The 17,774-nt window shown below is 57.5% G+C and carries 5 protein-coding genes; 1 reads left to right on the top strand and 4 read right to left on the bottom strand.

The features are described 5' to 3' along the window. Positions 1-48 precede the first annotated feature (48 nt). The 4 genes from AC4IHP_RS17300 to AC4IHP_RS17285 are packed head-to-tail and all read right to left on the bottom strand — an operon-like array spanning position 49 to position 15,781. Entirely contained in the window at positions 49-2,733 is a 2,685-nt protein-coding gene (locus AC4IHP_RS17300) for an RHS repeat domain-containing protein (RefSeq protein WP_490832324.1), read from the bottom strand. Next, positions 2,730-7,352: a SpvB/TcaC N-terminal domain-containing protein gene (locus AC4IHP_RS17295; protein WP_490832275.1), complete on the bottom strand. Its 4,623-nt coding sequence runs from the start codon at positions 7,350-7,352 to the stop codon at positions 2,730-2,732. Before AC4IHP_RS17295 ends, AC4IHP_RS17300 begins: the two co-directional genes overlap by 4 nt. Continuing rightward, complete coding sequence (locus AC4IHP_RS17290; RefSeq protein WP_490832274.1) at positions 7,349-12,178, bottom strand: Tc toxin subunit A-related protein; 4,830 nt, start codon at positions 12,176-12,178, stop codon at positions 7,349-7,351. Before AC4IHP_RS17290 ends, AC4IHP_RS17295 begins: the two co-directional genes overlap by 4 nt. A gap of 9 nt (positions 12,179-12,187) precedes the next feature. Continuing rightward, entirely contained in the window at positions 12,188-15,781 is a 3,594-nt protein-coding gene (locus tag AC4IHP_RS17285; protein ID WP_490832273.1) for a Tc toxin subunit A, read from the bottom strand. 389 nt (positions 15,782-16,170) lie between these two features. Between AC4IHP_RS17285 and AC4IHP_RS17280 the strand changes: the two genes are divergently transcribed. Then, on the top strand, positions 16,171-17,774 hold a 1,604-nt coding region (locus tag AC4IHP_RS17280), incomplete at its 3' end, for a hypothetical protein (protein ID WP_490832272.1).

Raw genomic sequence — 17,774 nt, 5'->3', positions numbered from 1 at the left:
ATGTTTTGAGGCGCGCGCATTCCATCAAAGAGTTGAGGGGGATGGAAATCAGCGTTGTACGTTGTTAGCAAATTGCGTCAGCACCTTTATTTTCTTTCGGTCGTATACGTCCATCGTGTACTGGGCAAACTCAAAGGGGTGCGCTTCCATATCGACGGGGTAAACCTTGTTGTCTTTCTCGGACCAGAGGAAGTTATGGTCCTGTACATCTTGGTGGAACAAATCCTTTGCTTCCATTTCCTCAAACATGTTCAAAAGTGCATTGGCGCCGCTTGCCGGAATGGAACCTTTCTTGATGTCGCCGAGGGGGATGCCATCGAGTTTTATCATCTTGAGGTAAATCTGATTGTCTTCAATAAGTGCCGTCGCCGAGCCTGCTCCATAGTAAGCATTGAAGCTCTCGGCTTCGGATTTTACATACACCGGAATACTGTCTTGCTTGTCGGCTCCTCTGAACTTTTTATAGACATGTTTTCCGTCGGCGCTTTCGTATATTTCTCCTTCGCCCCCGCCCGCTATGGGAGGGCGACCACCAATATCATCTGCAATCGAGGTTGGCTTGTTCTCCAGCGAAGAATCTGTCAATTGCAGTTTTTCCATCAACACTTCGATGGGGTGGCTTGCGCCCGGGACTTCTGGAGACAAGGGCGGTGTCTCAGGAAATCTGAATCTCGTACCGTCATCAAATACCGAGTGTGCTGAAAATGGCGTTGATGATAACGGCGAAGGCGACGATCCCGGAGGCTCTTCAGTTGGAAGTTCCTTATTGATGCCCTCACGAATTCGCCCATCAATATCGAAGTAGGTCAACGGATTGCTTTTCACCATGCTGAACAGATTCAGACCATCAATCACCCCGGACGGATCCGGATTCAACCATCGCTGCCAACCCGCCACGTAATACCTGAACCCGTAATAATAAAGCCCGGTCGCATCCCGCTCTTTGCCTGAATAGCGCAGCGTTTTATAACTTGCCTCGATTTCGCCGCGCCCGGCAAACCACGCGGTGGTGCCGAAAGGATGGTAACGCTCATGACTGATTACCTGGCCGGCGCTATCGAGCTCCAGCGTGCAGCTACCCAAATGGTCGTTGAGGTTGTAACGCGTTTGATCGTTGTCGATGTCTTTGGGCGGTTCGGATTCCCAGTGCAACACCTGCACGCTGCTGCGCCCGGCCTGAACATTGATCACCTGGAGTATTTCCCCCGTACCACTGTGGGTACGGATTTGCAGATTCGGCAGATAACGCGTCTGAGCCATCAACGTTCGAGCGTTGGTCTGCATCAGCCGCAGTTTGTGCACGCGCATGCCGTCTGCAGCGTATCGGTATCGCTCGTTATCAGCCGAACGGTCATCCCGCAAAACCAGCTGGACTTCACGCAATTGATTGCGCAAGTCCCAGTTGAGAGTCTGTCCTGGTTGCAGATCAAGCAGATTGCCGTTGGCGTCGAAGCCGTTGCGCAAATCCGCCTCACCCGGCTCCTGGCCATTGCGCACCGGCAAACAGCGGTTGCTGTGCGCGGCGGCAATCAGACGATGGCCCTGACTTTGCGGGCCGTCGTGAGTCAGTTGGAGCAAATTGCCGCCGCGATCATAGCAATAGGTCTGGGTGTAATTGGCAATCGCTGCAGGATCGTCAATCAGCGAAAACCTTGAGGTTTGGCCCGACTCCCAACCCGTAGCCTCGATCAACTGATAGAGGCTGTCGTAACGGTAGCGATTCACCGGTTCGATGCGCTGGTTGGCGAAGTAGCGAATTGGCAGGGCGGCGTCTTCGATGCTCAGTACATTGCCTACGGGATCATAGGCATAACGCAGATCTTGGAGGATGTCGCTCCCGCGCCGGCTTTGCACGCGGATCAGCCTGCCATCGTCAGCGGCGTAGTCCAGTTCGGTGATTACACCGTTGCCAGCCCTTTCCTCGAGGGTCTGGTTCCGGGCGTTGTACTGGATGGCGCGGACCAAGGTCTTCGCCGCAGTGTCTTTCGTCAATTGCAGACGTACCTCGCGCAACTGGCCGTCGAGGGTCTGGCTGAAAAGCTGCCGATGTGCCTTGGCGTCGATCTGTTCGACGGCCTCGGCCAGGGAATTGAAAACCGTGCGACTCGTGGCACCGGCACCGTCTTCAAGCCACTCATCCCGCTCGCCCACTTCGGCAGGCCAGTCCGGCTCCTCCAGCGTGCGCAGAAAATGCCGCGTCTGCTGCATGACGCCACCGCTTAGTCCCACTTGTTCGAACAACTGCGTGCCGGCCGGATCATCGTGGCGAATGAGTTGCCCGCACTGGTTACGCGTGGCGAACGCCGAATCGCTGCCGGCATAACCATAACGCTCGGCGCACAAAGGTTCGCCATCGGCGGCGTGTTCGAACACAGCCAGTGGCCGCAACTGTTCGTCGTACTCGATTCTGCGCTGGCTGCGACGGCCATCCCAACCGTGCAGCGCTTGACGCGCCTCGCCCCACAGGCTCGCGCGCCATCCGGCGTCAACGCTGACGGTGCTCAGCACCTGAGCGGTCAGTGAATAGACCGTAGTGAGGTTGGCAGGGGCTGATGCATCGGTGAACAACCGGGGATCGTGCTGCGCCACCAGTCGCCCGGCAGCATCATGCTGACGGGCAGTTATGCGCGCCTCGGGTTCGCTGCCGTTATCGCGCCAATAGGCAATCCGCCGCACCGGCAGGCCACGGCTGTCGATGGCTACCAGGTCGGGGGTGCGCGCATGGATGTTCATGTCCACCAGTTACGGCGCCGCTGTTCCGGTGGGGGCTCGAACAGGTCGTTTTCGTCGAAGGCGACGTTACACCAGATCCAGTACCAGACTTCCCGGCGCAAAGGTTTGAGCGTCGGCGGGTTGCCTTGCAGCATTTGCTTGGCCAGCACGGTTTCGGTCGGACGGCCCGCCGCATCGTAGAACTGTTGGTCGTGGAAGGCATGCTGACGCATCGAGCGGTCGTTGATGTAACGCGGTTGATCGGCGAAGTAGGGCCGGTAAATCCGTACCGTTTGGCCTTTGTTGTTGTATTCCACCGGTTCGCTGACCCGCCAGCGTCGCTTGGCCTCGACGTCTATCGGCTTGCCATCGTCGTCGAGGACCAGTTCGCCGTTGTCATTGACTTGCCACGCCAGGCCCGGCGGGACCTCATGTTTGGTCTGCAGGGGGCGGCCAAAGCCGTCCAGGCAGACGATGCGGGTCCGCACTTGCATCTGCGGATCGCCAGGATAGCGGTCAGCCAGCAGTGTGACGGCGTACACCGGCTCTTGCTGGGCCGCGTCGATTTGTTGCTGGAGCAGTATTTCGTTGGCGTCGGGCTTTTCCAGGTCTTCAAGATGTTGACGGGCGCGGTCGCAGAGGTGCCCGTCGGGCAGAATGAAACCCTGGTTCAGCGCCCAGGCCCACCAGTCCGGGGAGGGCGGGGAGGTGCGGGAGACGCGACCCATCCAGCTGAAAGTGTCCCAAAAGCTGACACTGGCGAAATTGCCGATGGCCTGCCTCGGATAGTCGATGGCGATTGCCGGGTCGCGGTCCTCGGGCGGGATGTAAGTCTCCAGTGCATCAAACCCCACCGGTTCGCCCAATTCGGTGCCATGGAAACTGCTTACCAACGGTTCACCGAAGGCGTTATAACGCGCTTCTTGCCGGTTGCGGTTGGCGTCTTCGATGGTCGCAGGAAGGAAGGTGCGATAGTCCACATCGAGGCTGCGGGTCGTGCAACCGTCGGGCAAGGTCACGGCGGTTGTCAGACACCAATACGCGTCATAGGTGATCAGCGTCTCGCCGTGACTGCGAGTTTCGCGGTATTTCTGTACGTTAAAAAAACCGTCGAGCGAGTGGTAGATGGGGAAGCCTCGGTGCACCGACCACAGGTAGTTTTTTGCGTCGTCGGGGTCGGCTGGCGGGTCTTCTTTCACCGCCGGCAAAAACAGCGACATGATGTGGTAACCCACCTCCGGCGATTCGAGTTTTTCTTTCAGGTTGAAGGGCATGCTGCCATCCACCGCGAGTTTGTCGTATGCGCCAAGGGCGACGGCGTCCAGTTCGGCCGTCTCCAGACAGGCAGGCAATCCCTCGAAAGTCGCCTCGCCCGGTTCCAGGGTTGTGCCGCTGCGAGGGTCGATGTAGCGCTGCAACGACAATGCCGACAACCGCGCTTGCTGCGCCCATTCGCCACTGTCCTCGCTTAGCAACAGAAAGTGCTCATGGGTGACGGTTTCGCGGCTCAATGCGGTTTTATCCAGCACCAGTGCATTGCTGCGCTGGCGACAGGCCAATCCAAGGCGCCATGCCTCTTCATTCGGCAGATGAATCGGCTCGGAGCGGACTTGCGTCAAATACCATTTTTGCTGCGCATCGTCATGAGCATCTTTCCACCACTTCTGCTGATGCTCGTCGGCAAACGGCGGTGTATCGCTGCTGGTTTTGCGGCGTGCGTAGTTCACGCTGAAGGCATGCTCCACGGTCCCGTATGGGTCCCATTTCAGATTCAACTGGTGCTGGCACAACGGATCATCGGCGATGGTGGGCTCGTATTGGTAACTGATGGATTCTACGTCCAGGGGCAGTATCACCGCGTAAGGCTGGTGTTTGCCCTTCGGGCGCAGCACCCGCGCGCCGTAGCGATGCTCCTGAACCACGTAGGGCACGGCGCTCGCTGGATCGTCATCGGCCGCGAAGATTTCCGAGCGCATGACCCGGCCGCTCAGCGTGCGGGCGATCTCCCGGGCGCTGTCGTCATCGACTTCGGTCAAGGGCTGCGCGAGGCGATCATTGAAGTGGTAGTTCTGCAGCAGCGTTGATCCGAGATCGACCGCGTCAGCGTCACGGGTGTAGTACCCGGCCCTTGACGCGTCGATGATTTCGCCGGTGTGGAACCAGGTCTTGCTGAGGATCGGTGCGGTGAACCCTGCCGTCGCACGCGCGGCCGCCGACGCTTCGGTGTCACTTTGCAGGAGCAGGCGAAAACCACGGAACTCGCGCTCGCAACGGTCGTAGTAACCGCCCCGGTATTTGAAGGTCTGCTTCAAGGCGGTGCCAGTGATCTCGTCGCACTGGGTCTGCTCGCTTACCAGGTGCATAGCCATGGGCAGGGCGGACGCCGGTCTGGTGACACCGGTAGCCTGCAACTCACGTTTTTCGTCCAGCCATTCCTGGGCGGAGCTGCGGTAGTTCACGCCCGTACTGGCGCCCATGTTGTTGCAACTGCGGTTGAGCAGATACGGCTTGGCTTTGACAAAGTCGTAGCGCCAGTGCCGTGGCGACATGTGGGGTAGCGTCACGATCAGGCTGGAGCAACCCAGGCCTTGCAGATCGGCGCTGCTGACCTGCCACAGCGGATCGTAGGAAAGGCCCTCAGGCCAGGCGAGATCGACGGAGGTCTGCTGGAAGCCGCTGCCCGCATGGTTCATGAACACACGCAGGCGCTCGCTTTCCAGATAGATCAGGTCGGCAGCACCGGAACCGTCGAGGTCAGCGAGCAAGAGCTGGGACGCGTTGAATTCGCTATAGGCGAAGGGCAGGGCGCACAGTACGAAGCCCTTGCCAAAGCGGCCACGGCCAAGATTCGGCCAGCATTTGACCTCGTCATGACGAATGCGCACCAGATGTTGCTGGCCGCTGCCGAGCACATCGGCGAACGCGACGACTTCGGTCGCAGAGTTGCTGAGCACGGGCAGCTCATCGACATCGCCAGCGGCGTTTTTCTCATCGCGGAGTACATCGATGGCTTCGGCAAAACCCGTCGTGCGCCGGTTGGCGTACAAACGAACACTGCGCGGGCCGATCAGCGTCAGGTCGCTGAGACCGTCGCCTACCAGATCGCTCATTTGCGCCATCGGATGGAAGAATTCACTGGGAAACGCGTCGAAGCTCACGAAACCAGACCAGTTGCGATCCGGGTCGAGAGTGAAAAATCCGCACATGCCCGGCGTGGCGACGACCCAGTCGAGCTTGCCGTCGCCGGTCAGGTCAGTGAGGGACCGGCGCACGGGTTTGCCACGGTCGGCAGGCGGCACATGATCAAGGCGTTGCCAGTCGCTGTAGCTGACGTCGTCGCTGCCGGCTTCGCCGCGCAACGGCTCGCGGTAATACCAGGCTTGGTCATAGCGACACAGGATGCCTGCCAGCCCTTCACCGTACAGATCGACCATTTGGTATTGCTGGCCGTCGTTGAGGCCGGGCGTGTCGGGGAACTCCGTCCAGCCTTGCGGCTTCGAGGCGAGGTCGAATGCGTTGTAGCTGAACTCCGTCGGCGGTCGGTTTTCAATCTGGTCGAGTCCGTCGAAAGCTTGCTGATGAGCCGCAATCAGGTGGTTGTAGCCCAACGGACAGGTGCGGTATTGCAGCAGCACGCGCTGAACCAGTACGGGATCAGGCCCCAGTTCCTTGGGGAAATGATGAAACATCAGCACTTGTCGGCACAGACGCCGGGTGCCTGATTCGAAACCGTAGGCGTAGATCCAGAAGGGGTCGCTGCGTTCAGGCCACGGATGTTGTTCGGCGTAAGTCGGCACCTGTTCCAGATCGGTGCTGCGCTCGCCATAGTCGAACAGCAGATGAAAGTGCCAATGTTGCTTCTGCCAGCTGCCGGTGTCCCAGGCGTAGAGGTGCGGGTAAGCCTTTTCGTTGCCATAGCGCACGCAGCCGAGATAGCGCTGAGCGCGATAGTCCCGATATTGCGGAGGCACCGGTAGCTCGGTTTCCGCTTTATATTCGTAGACGATGTGCTCTCCGCGTGTATTGAGGCTTTCCTCGATCAGCCAGACGCCGACACGCTGCGGGGCGTTCGGGTCGGCCCGGCGTGAATTGGCGGTGGTGCCATAGATGTGCAGGCTGCCGTCTGCACCGTGAATCAGCCAGAAACCGGCCTTGTCTGCCGTATTCGACCAATGCTCGATCAAGGAAAATGCCCCCTCGACCCGTGGCCAGTGGCGTACCACGTCATAGGTTTGCGGCAGGGTCAGGCCGTTGTAGCTCGATGCGCTGCGCGCAATCAGCGCGCCGTCGCTTTCCTTTCGCTCGGGCATCCATACATCGCCGTCTGGCCCGACCACCTGGTCGGTACCGTCATACATCGGCACCCCTTTGACGGTGCGCAAAGTGATGGCATTCACCGTCAATTGCCAGCCGATCCCGCAGGGGCTGTTGCCCGTGCCACTGCTGTAACCGAGACCCAGCGCCGGGGCAAAACCGCGCCCCGGGGAAATCGGCAATGGTAGTTCCAGCGAGGCGGTGCCCCGGGTGCCTACGCCGGCCGATCCTTTACCGATGCTCTGAATGGCGCCGCCGCCCTTGGGCAGGCTCGGGGTGTTGATTTGTATTGTCGACTGCTGTTGTGGCGCCTGTTGTCCGTTCATAGCGAGCCGCCTTCGCATCGAGCGGTGTAATACACATGCACGATGACGTTGTGGAGGCGCTGAAGGATGTCGTCCTGGCCCTCGGGGAAGGTCAGGATCCAGCGTGAAATAGCCCCTGTGTACTCGAACGGCAGGTAGCGTTCATCCTGGAAGTTGAGCTGGAACATGCCGTTGTCTTCCAGCGATGTCGACAGGGCAATCTGCTGACTGGATCGAAGGTTTTCTTTGACACTGCTGTCGACTGTGGCAGCCATTTCGACCTTGCTATAGGTCTGTTTCAGCACTGCGCGGATATCTTGATAGGGCCCGAGGATGGTCGGCAGCGTCACGCTGATCGTCTTGATTCGACGCAGGTAATGATTCTGCCCGGCGTAATCATCGTCGAACATTTTCTGTGTCAGTTCGAACTCACACGTGCCGTTGTCCAGCAGCGATGTTTTGATCTCTGCCCACGATTTATTGATGGTTGAACTCGGGTCCCTGGCCTGCAAGTCCTTGAGCGACAGGGTTTTCCTGATTTCCAGATCGCGGCGGTTTTGTTGCACGTACTGGCTGTGCATCTGTTGCAGGCTCATCTTCAATTCTTCCCCGGCACCGAGGCCGCGGTAGGTGGCATTCCACGCGCCGGGACGGATGAAGGTTTGCGTGAAGTCGCCCATTTCGTATTGCCAGCAGGCCTCGGCGGCCTGGCACAGCGATTGTGCGGTGGTGAAGGCAGTGTGGTAGAAACCGGCGAATTTGCTGTTGAGCCAGTCGTAGGTCTGCGAGCGGCTGAAGCGATTGCTGCTCAGCAGAAAATCGTGGGTGGCCTTGGCCTGGTTGAGCGCGGTTTGCGCCTGACGCAGTTGCAGCTGGGTGGCTTTGTGTTGTTCGTCGTAGACGGCGAGCTGGGCTTTGATTTGTTCGGCTTCGAGTTTTGCCTGGTCGCGGGCCTGCGTCCATTCCTGAGAGCGACGCCGGTATTGTTCGATGCGGTCCATGGTCTGGCCTGCACCGAAGGCGAGTGTTGAACCCATTTGCATATGGGATGCAGCACCAAAAGCAGCACCCTCCAGGCGTGCACCACCGAACGACATACCAAATATGTTAGGTGCTGTTGTTAGAGCGTGGCCGATTCCCTGGGCGACGGTGGCTCCAGTCTGTGCAAGATTCCCTATCAGGTAAGCGGCTCCCGCGCCGATTTCCAAGGAGCTGACACCTTCTTTCAGCAATTCCTCGTAATAAACGACACGCCCGGCAATGACGTCCTGACTCGCCAGCAACGCCTCCTTGTTTTTTTCATCAATCTTCGCGGCCTGAACCTGTATCTCCACAGCCGCCTTCGCCAAATTCCACGCCTGTTGCTGTTGCAACTCCAAGTATTGCGCCTGCTCCTTGCGTTCGATCAGCGAAAGGATTGTCGCGCCCAACTGGGTCGCAGCTTCCGCCGCGCTCTGCGCCAGAGCGCTCATGAAACTGTAGCGGCAGTGGGGAATCTGCGGGTTCAACAAGCGGTTCAGCGCCGCACCGGACAGTCCCTGGCCCCACGCGGCCAGCAGCGCGCGCGGGTCCAGCGGCGTAGCGAACAACGGCAGGTTCAGCGCAGTGCCGGCCATGTCGAGGTTATGCCGCAAGTTGTACAAGCGGCTCTCGGCACGTTCCCAGTGCATGATCAGTTCGGGGTTGAAGGGGCGACGGAAATACGCATTGTCGACGCTTGTCAGGAACGAATCATCGCCATCAGGTCGCAGGCACAGCAGGGGGGCTGCCTGCGAAGCCGGTGCCCTGCCAATTCGCAATGGTGGCTGTTGTTGCAGCTCCTGTTGTGCGGCGATCAGGCGCAGTTCGAATTCACGCAATTGCGCATTCTTCGACGAACTCAACTCGTCGAGCGTGATCGGCAACCAATCGTCGACCTGGCGCACATCCGGGCGCGGCCCCAGCAGATCCATGATGTGAACGTAGCGCAACTTGGCGTCGGCCAGTCCGTCCGGGGTCAGCTCCGCGTAAGCCAGATCGGCCTGGCGGCTCTCGATTTCGATAAACAGTTTCCACAGTGCCTTGCGAAAGTGCACCGGAAAGCTCAGGGCAATCTGATGCGGGTCTTCCGGGTGCAACGTGGCAAGACCGGGCTCGGGTGACACGGGTTCTACCAACGGCACGGCCTGCCAATAACCGGGATGGCCGGGGGCGGCGCTCTGTCGTGTCGGGTCATACAGATACGCCAGCCACCGTTTCGCCTCGTCGTACTGCTGTTCTTCGTTCAAGCGGTAGGCCACCAGCCATGGCAAATACAGGAACAGCTCGAGGAAATACAGGTAGTAAGCGCCGGAGAAATCCATCGGCTGTGCGCCGAGGTCGTCGGGAATAGGAGGTTCTTTCATATGCTGACTGTCCCAGCTCAGCAGTGTATCCATGCCGCTTTCGGCACGATTGATCAGTTGCCTGGCGAAAACGGTGTTCATGCGGATGGGCGCGCGCGCGACTTCTGCTTCAGCATCGCTGTGCTGAATGCTTGAATTGGTAAAGTCGATGAACTGAGCCTTGCCCAGGGACGGGCTGTCACCCTGAGTCGGGTCCAGCACGCTGTCGATGCTCGGAGCAATTTGCACCGTTGTTCCTGTTTCTTCGCTCCAACTGATGGACAACGCCCTCAGGGCTCCGCCGGCAAGCGCCACTCCAGTCCAATGCCATTTATAAATCAGGACCCCGTAAATAAGCGGAATTGCGATGTCCTCTTTCTTGTCTGGCCATGTAACAGGCCAGCCATCTGGCTGGTAAGTCGTCTGATCGATCGAGAACGTATAAGACAGCTCGGCATCCTTCGCCAATCGACTGACAAGGCCAGATTCTTTCAGCGTGCGCATTTGCTCAAAATGTTCGGGCGTGACTTCGCTCACCTGCAGCGGGTGAGCGATGAACTGCTTGTAAAAATAAGGCCCGATCTGTTCCACGCCCAAGGTGTTATGGAGGAGCAATGAATGCCATCCACCCGAGTAGGTTCTGCATTCCGTGATATGGATTGGCGACCCCCCGACCATCAGCTCTTCCAGCATCTGCTTGTAGAGGCGTTTTCCCGTGAGTGACGCGGCGTCGCCCCTTTTTGTGGCAGGCAAGGCAAAAGTGTCGCCGCCTGAGCCGTCGATGATCAGGTTCTTTCTGCCCCTGCTGTCGGTGAACATGTGTGTCGCATCTTGCCGGTCCAGCCAGTCTGTGCCTGGCGTAATGGTCGATCCTTGGAGCAATGTGTAGCGTCGGTCGTGGAAGCTGGATTCGTTGATCACCAGTTTCAACTTGAAAAGCTCAAGATCAGGATTGGTCCTGTCTTTGATAGAGATCTCCAGGGTGCGCGTCTCGTTGAATTCTTCGTTCAGCTTCAATGTCAGGTTGATAGTGGAACTGCCCTTGTCATACACCAGTTCCTGGTCTTTGTTGCTTTGCTGGATGCGAGGCTGCCAGCCGCTGAAGTTCCAGTTTTCTGACGCTGGATAGGTGTCCGGGTGTTCGACGCCGCCAAACTGTAAAATCCCATTTGGAAGCCAGTATTGAAGTCGCCGGGCATTCTGTTCCTGACTGGCGAAAATGTGGCCAATCAGCAAAACATGTCCCCTGCTTTTGTCGTCCTTCGTGTCGATTGGCGCTGTGCCCAAAGATGATGGCGCAGGAACCCAGCCTCCCGCCGGATAGAGCGATGACACATGGAAATTCTTGTCGATCCGCAAGGTTCTTAAAAAGTCATAAGTGTCCTTGTCACCCGTGTTATCACCCTCAGCGGCTTCATAGCCGCTGTAAAGCGCCAAAAACATCGATTCCGGTGATGTCGAATGGTCGTATACCGCAATCGTCTGCGTCTCCCGTTCTATCTCTTCCAGTGGTTTTGCGACCAGATCGTCTGTCTGGCAATAACGCTCGATATAGACACGAGGCGTGCTCCAGGTGTCGTCGTATTTCTTGTAGCTGGCATACAACCGGAACCGTGGATACAGCCTGACGGTTTGCGCTCGTGCTCCTTCGGCAATGGCATCTGCATCCTGAAGTTCCACCTCGGCCCAGATCACGAACAGACGGTTGTTGAACCAGCACGGGCGAACGGTGTGTTCAAGCGCTTTTTCCGAAATGGGTACGTTGGCTCTTTGCCAATCCGACCAGGCATTGGGTTGCGGCTTGTCATATTTGGCCGGGGTTTCGCCTGACGCACTCGCTGGCACTTTTACCGCGCGCTGGGACATGTCGAGTGAGCGCCAGTACCAAGCGTTTTCGGCGGGGGATTTGCCGATGAAGTAATAGATGCTGTTGGCAAAGTCTTCGCCATCGATGTAGCCATTGCAGATTTTCAGGTTGGCGATTTCTTCGAACCTGGCAAGGTAAGCCAGCACGGCTGTCTGTACGGTTTCGGGCTGAATCTGCGCCTGGTTGAGGTCATTTTCCAGTTGCTCGAAACTGGCGGTCCTGCTCAGGCGCAGGGTCGGGTCCAGATAGATATCCGGGAAGGTCCGCAACTGCTGGAGGGCAGCCCAGATCGGGTAGCGATCAAGGCCGTCGCGCCAGGTCTTGACTTGCAGTGGGGTAAAGCTGCTATCGCTGTAACCGGGTTCCAGGTTGAGCATCATGCTGTTGATCAGCTGCTGATAGCTGGCAATGGCACAGGCCACCGGACTGGTCGGCACATCCTGGCTGACCAGTACATCCAGCAACCAGAATTCATAAAGATCGTTGGCGGTCTTGATGCTGTGGGCCAGCTCGTGCTCGATCAGGTAAGGATCGTTGGGTACGGCTTCGTGCAGGTACAGGGCCAGCATCGCGTCACGCAATGCCTCGTTGAGCGGGGCGTCGAAGGCAGTAGTCATGATCGTTCCTTATGCGTTGTCACGTGAAACGTCAGGAGCAGAGTGGGTCGCCATGACCGCCTCACCGACGACCTTCCAGGCCAGCAGATCGCTTGCCTCATCCAATGCTGTGGCTTGCAACAGCGTCTTGGCTGACAGGCCGCTCGCCGTGCAAGCGGCCTGGCAACGACGTACCCAGTCGACGTGGGCCATGGAAGTCGCGCGTTCAGCGGGGAGGGTGCTGGTCAGCTCGGCAATTTCCGCCTCCGGCCACTCCAGCAAACGCGCGAGGGCAGCGTTGGCCGTTTCGCTGGCGAGCTGGCGCAGGGCCTTGTTTTTCAATTGCGGCTTGGGCGGATTGGCGCAGCTGAAATAGCTCAAGACACTGTCTTCAGACTGGCTCTGACTGTGAAACCAGTGACTGAAACGTTCGAGCAGGTAGAGATCGGAAAGCGAGGGCTGGCTGTTACTGCCTTCGTATTCCGAACCTCCCAGCCACGCGGGATTGACTAAAAACAGGCGCAGCGCGCTATTGCTCAAACGTAATTGTCTGGCGATCTCGGCGTGGCGAGCTACCCGTTGATAGACCTCGATCAGCGCCGGGGAGGGCGCTGGGCCATCGAGCGCTTGCAGCAAGATGTTGTAGGTCGAGGACCACGCCCAGTGGATTACCGCCCGACAGCAATCCGGCGCCAGCTTGGCGGCTTCATGAAACAGCCCTTCGAGCAACTGCGCCTGGCGGTCGTGTACCTCGAGCAGGAACTTGATGATTTTGTCTGCGCAAGCGGCTTTCACCTGTGGAGACAGTTCGAGAAGTTTGAGTGCCTGATCCACATCGGTCCGCAACCAGACAGCGCTTTCATCCACCAGCGTCAGCGGATGATCAAGGCCGGACAGCAGGCCATCAGCACTGATCAGCTCGTGTTCGACCAGCAGCCGGAACCAGTCGATTCTTGCTTGCTTGCGTTTGCCATCGGTCTGCAGCGGCAGACCCAGCGCGGTGACTTGCGCCTCGGTCACAAGGCTTTGCCGCGTGTCGTCCTGTAACTTCTTCAGGCGCGCGAGCAGCTCATCGGGCAGCGGCGTTTGCCCAGTCAGTCTGATTTGATGTTCGCTCTGCAACGCTTCGGCAGTTACCAACGCATCGTTACCCAGGCGTTGCTGTAACTGGGGCACGGTCTGTTGGCTATCCTTGAGCCAGTCAAACGCCCAATCCAGTTGCATCAGCACATCGAGGATGTCCGGTTTTGCTTCGGCAGTCGGTGTATTCAAGCCACCGCTGGCCAGTACGGTTTTGTACGACGAGCCGCCGAGAAGTCCCGCCAGCCCCAGCAAATCTTCCACCGAGTGGCCGAACAGCCGGGCAATCCGGGCCTGGCGGTAGAGCGAGGAGACGGTGGGCAAGTCGCGCTTGAGCGTGCCCAGGTGCTTTTCGGTCTGACGGGCAATCAACAACAGCGCGTCTTCGGTCGGTTGCACACCGAGCCCGGCGCAGACTTGCAGCAGGGTTTTCTGCGTCGCGGCATCGGGGGCGGCCAAATCGATGGGCGTCTGATCGAGAATCAGCGGTGTGTCGAACAACTGCACGCGGTTGAACACCTGATCGAACATCGGCACCGCGTCCTTGCCGCTGGCATAGGGACTGAGGTCGTGCATCAGCGCCGCGAACTCTTCAGGTTCGATGCTGTAGCGCTGGCTCAGGTAACGATAGACGCCCAAGGCACGCAGGGTGTTTTCGTTGAGTTCCATGCCAAGGTTTGCCTCACCCTCAGCGCGGATGGCACTGATGATCAAAGTGTCGAGTCTGGCGAAAGGAATGCCGGTCCAGCGTTGCAGGCGAATCATCCGTTGCAGGCGATCAAGACGATCAAGTGAGGTTTTGCTCAGGCGCCATTGCTTGCTGTCGCCCGATTCGATCTGGTCCAGGCCTATGGCGGTGTCTGATTCGTCACGCAGGACTGTTTCAGATGGCGGATCCGGCTCGCTCCCGTCCGGATCGGCGCCGGGGCCGGTACCATTGACGTAACAGGCGCCGTAAAGGTTTGGATGAGGAAACTCGACAACCTCCCTGGTAACACTGCGACGTGCAACTGTGTTGGGCGTTGGATGCAGGTATGGACAGTTGGGCGACATGCGCCCTGCGTAGCTGCGGCGGGCCACAAGCTGCTCGACCTGTCCGGCGTTCAGGCCGGTGTGTTGCATGAAGTCGGTCAGCAGAATCAGTTGCCACACAGGCGAACCGCCGGTGACTTCGATGCCATAGGCTTTTCTGAAGAAATCCTGCTCGGTGGTTGTGAGGGTGTAATGGTCATCCAGGGTAAAGGCGAAGCGTTGTCTGGCCAGATGGACTGGTTTTTCGGTGGTTCCGGTGGCGGTAATCAGATCGAATCTGGCGGTGTAGCCCTGCTCGGTCGGCGTTGGAAGGTCATCAGCCTTGAAGTTCACTCTGATGGAGTGGCCTGCAGCGTGCAGGCGATTGACCAGCCATCCAGCCCCGGGCAAGGTGCTGGAGTTCAGACCGATACTGGCCGGTTCGGTCTTGTCTTCTTTACGAAACGTCAGCGAGACAACGGTTTTGCCCCCCTCTGCAACTGTTGGCCCATCCGCCAACGGATTCGCGGCCACCCCATCAGGCTGCCCCGACGGCAGCAAGTAACACTTGCTCGGCGTGGTATACGGGCGCAGATACGCGGTCAGTGGGCTTTGCCAGCCTTCGAGCAGATCACTGCGGGTCAGATAAAAATGGCTGAATACCGGAGGTTCGATCAGCAATTGCTGTTGTTGCGGACTCAACCCGCACATCAGCTGCTGGGCCTGTAGCGGCGGTTGCTGTAACTGGCCGTAGTCGTTGCTTGCCTTCTCTTTTATCGGGAGCAACAGACTGGCCCGATAGTTCAGTTCGCCCAGACGCGGCTTTTTATCGGCCAGCCCTAGTTGGCACTGGTGATGATAGAAGTTGTAGGGCAGTTCGAACGGATAGCGCCGTTCGGCCAGTACCTGGTGGGTGGATTTGCTCTTGTCGGCGGGACTGCTATCCAGATGAGTGCGCAAGTGACTCTCCAGCACCTGCGTGACAATTTCCAGCATTGGCCTTGGGGTAAAAGTACTTTCCCGGGTGATCAACAGGTCTTTCAAATCACGACGGCGCTCATCCATCAGCAGTCGCGCGGGATCTTTACTGGTCTCCTCCAACTGCCGGGAAAATCTTCGCAGTGCATCCAGATAGGCCACGGCACTGTCGTTGGCAGCAATGACCCCGACCTTGGCGAACTCGTCCCAGTTCTCATTGAACAGTCGTTGATAGGTCGCGCCTTGCGGTACCAGTGCACGAATACCACTGCGATGAGCAAGTTGTGCAGACGCGCCGGAAGAGGTCTGGTGTTCGCGGAACAAGCGTGAGATCAGCGCCGCATACTTCGACGCATTGTCGTAGGCCAGGTCGGCATCGGCGTCGCTGTACCGGGCGAGCTGGCGAGCGAACGCCGGTTTGGATAAACGCACGATATCGAAAACCGACGTGAAGCCCATTTGTTGCATGGCTGTGGGGAAGTCGCTGCGGCCTTTTTTCAATGGAGCGTCGAACTTGATGAGGGCGTTTAACAGCGAGGGGGTGTCGTCGGCCATGACAGTTGAACTCCTACCAGATGGGGCGGCATTGAAGTAATGCCTGGCAGGATCAAGCTAATGGAAAACGGGAGGGGCGTAACCTGTCAACTCTGACAGGTAAGCGAGGTTTGTTGAGAACAATTTTTGATTTCCGCTGAGTTTTAATAGCGTTTAATTCTTACGTATTAAAAATAATGCGGTGGTTAGCTCTAGATGTTTTATAGCTGAATTATTGGTTGCTCAGGCTGGTTACTTCGTTTTTGTATAATTAACTGTCAGTTCTGACAGTTGGCGAAAATGTATTGTTTCAATACGGTAAGGCTAGGTATTCGCGGTGAAGTTTTAACGTAAGTTCATTTGATATCGATGCCGAGTCCTTCAATTTTTCTTCGAAAAAGGGAAATGCGATGATTGATGAAGAAGATGGCGATAAGTATGGGTTTGTTCGGCTGTCGGAGAATTCATTAATTGGCTTTGACGGTATCGAAGCGTCGCCAAACTATGTCGATGTTGTCGAAGGAGAAGACTTTATCGAATCGTCAGGAAGTATGACTCTGGAGGCCAGGACATCTCGCGGATGTCAGGCACTTTTGCACGTGGAATATTCGTGGGACATTTCTGGCACTCTTTTCACTTGTCACGCGAGGCGTTATGCCATAGGCAATAATGGACGAAGTTCAGGTGATATAGTGCTTTTGCTAACCTCAGATAATGCGTCGCAGATAATAGAGTTAGCTGGAACTGCGATTCAAGATGGTAGATGGCATAACATAAGCGGAGGGGGGGCTGTCGCCAGTGATGGAGCGCATGTCTCTGTTAGCTTCAAGTGCATATGTGATGTGCCGTTTGAGGATGAGCTGGCGAAGCCAGTTGAATATCTTTTTATTCCACCGCCCACGATCCAGAATCCAACAGTTGTATGGGAATCCAGGCCTGTAATCAGCGGAACAGGCTTGGCTGGAGCCGAGGTTAAATTATATGAGCATAATGTCGGCTCGGTAGTGTTGGCGACGACATCGGTGAAGGAAAATAAGACGTGGAGTGTGCGTTTAGAGCATTCTTTGCTGATGGCGGACCCATTTTTTATGACGGCTACACAACAACTCTCGCTTTTGACGTCCCCTTATGCGCCTACCGTCATCTTCGCGGTGCTGTTCGCGCCGCAAATTCGGCCCATTACTTATGATGGTGATGAACTTTTCATAGAGGGTCGCGGTGGGTTAGTGGGCGCTAGGCTTGAAGTTTGGTGTGTGGAGGAGGTGCCTAACGACCCGTTGATAACGACTGTTGGGGCGCATGGTTATTGGTCTGTTTCCAGGATCACCGCATTGCCAATAGGTAAACACCGTTTTTCAGCGCGGCAGTCGGGCCCAAATACTGGCGAATATTCAGATTGGAGTGCGATCGTACCATTAGTTATAAGCCCGCCCCGGCTTTCGATCACTCCGCCACCGAACCCGGCCATGGCGAATCAGGCACTGACTATTACAGGCGTGACGACAGGGCGTCCGGTCACCCTGCGGATACTTAATGATTTTGAAACACCCGTGGATGGCACTTTCACTGGTGATGGCAGCACTCGTATTTTTAAACCAGCAAAGAACTGGGCGAATGGTACCACCCATGTAACAAGTGTCCAGATTGTGGGCGATGCAATCTCTGAGCCGAGCGCTGTGGTTGCCATTGCAGTGAAACCAGCCAAACCGGTCATTACTGCACCGCCGAACCCGGCCATGGCGAATCAGGTGCTGACCATAACCGGAGTGGCGACCACAGGTACCGTCACGCTGCAGATGTCCACCGACGGAGGCGCATTGGTGGATGGCCGTTTCACCGGTAATGGCAGCACTCGCAGTTTCACGCCAACAGCGAACTGGTCTGTGGGCATCACCCGAATCAACGTTGTGCAGACCGTGGACGGGGTAGGCTCCGATCCGAGCGCTGTGGTTGCCATTGCAGTGAAACCAGCCAAACCGGTCATTACTGCACCGCCGAACCCGGCCATGGCGAA

This window comes from Pseudomonas sp. UF-293 (genome assembly GCF_058245595.1).
Note: the sequence above shows the minus strand (reverse complement) of the source record. Positions and strands in the feature narration are given on the sequence as shown.

Excerpts from the sequence above, each read along its gene's own strand:
- AC4IHP_RS17290 (WP_490832274.1), bottom strand. The coding sequence starts at position 12,178 with ATGACTACTGCCTTCGACGCCCCGCTCAACGAGGCATTGCGTGACGCG.
- AC4IHP_RS17285 (WP_490832273.1), bottom strand. The coding sequence starts at position 15,781 with ATGGCCGACGACACCCCCTCGCTGTTAAACGCCCTCATCAAGTTCGAC.
- AC4IHP_RS17295 (WP_490832275.1), bottom strand. The coding sequence starts at position 7,352 with ATGAACGGACAACAGGCGCCACAACAGCAGTCGACAATACAAATCAAC.
- AC4IHP_RS17300 (WP_490832324.1), bottom strand. The coding sequence starts at position 2,733 with ATGAACATCCATGCGCGCACCCCCGACCTGGTAGCCATCGACAGCCGT.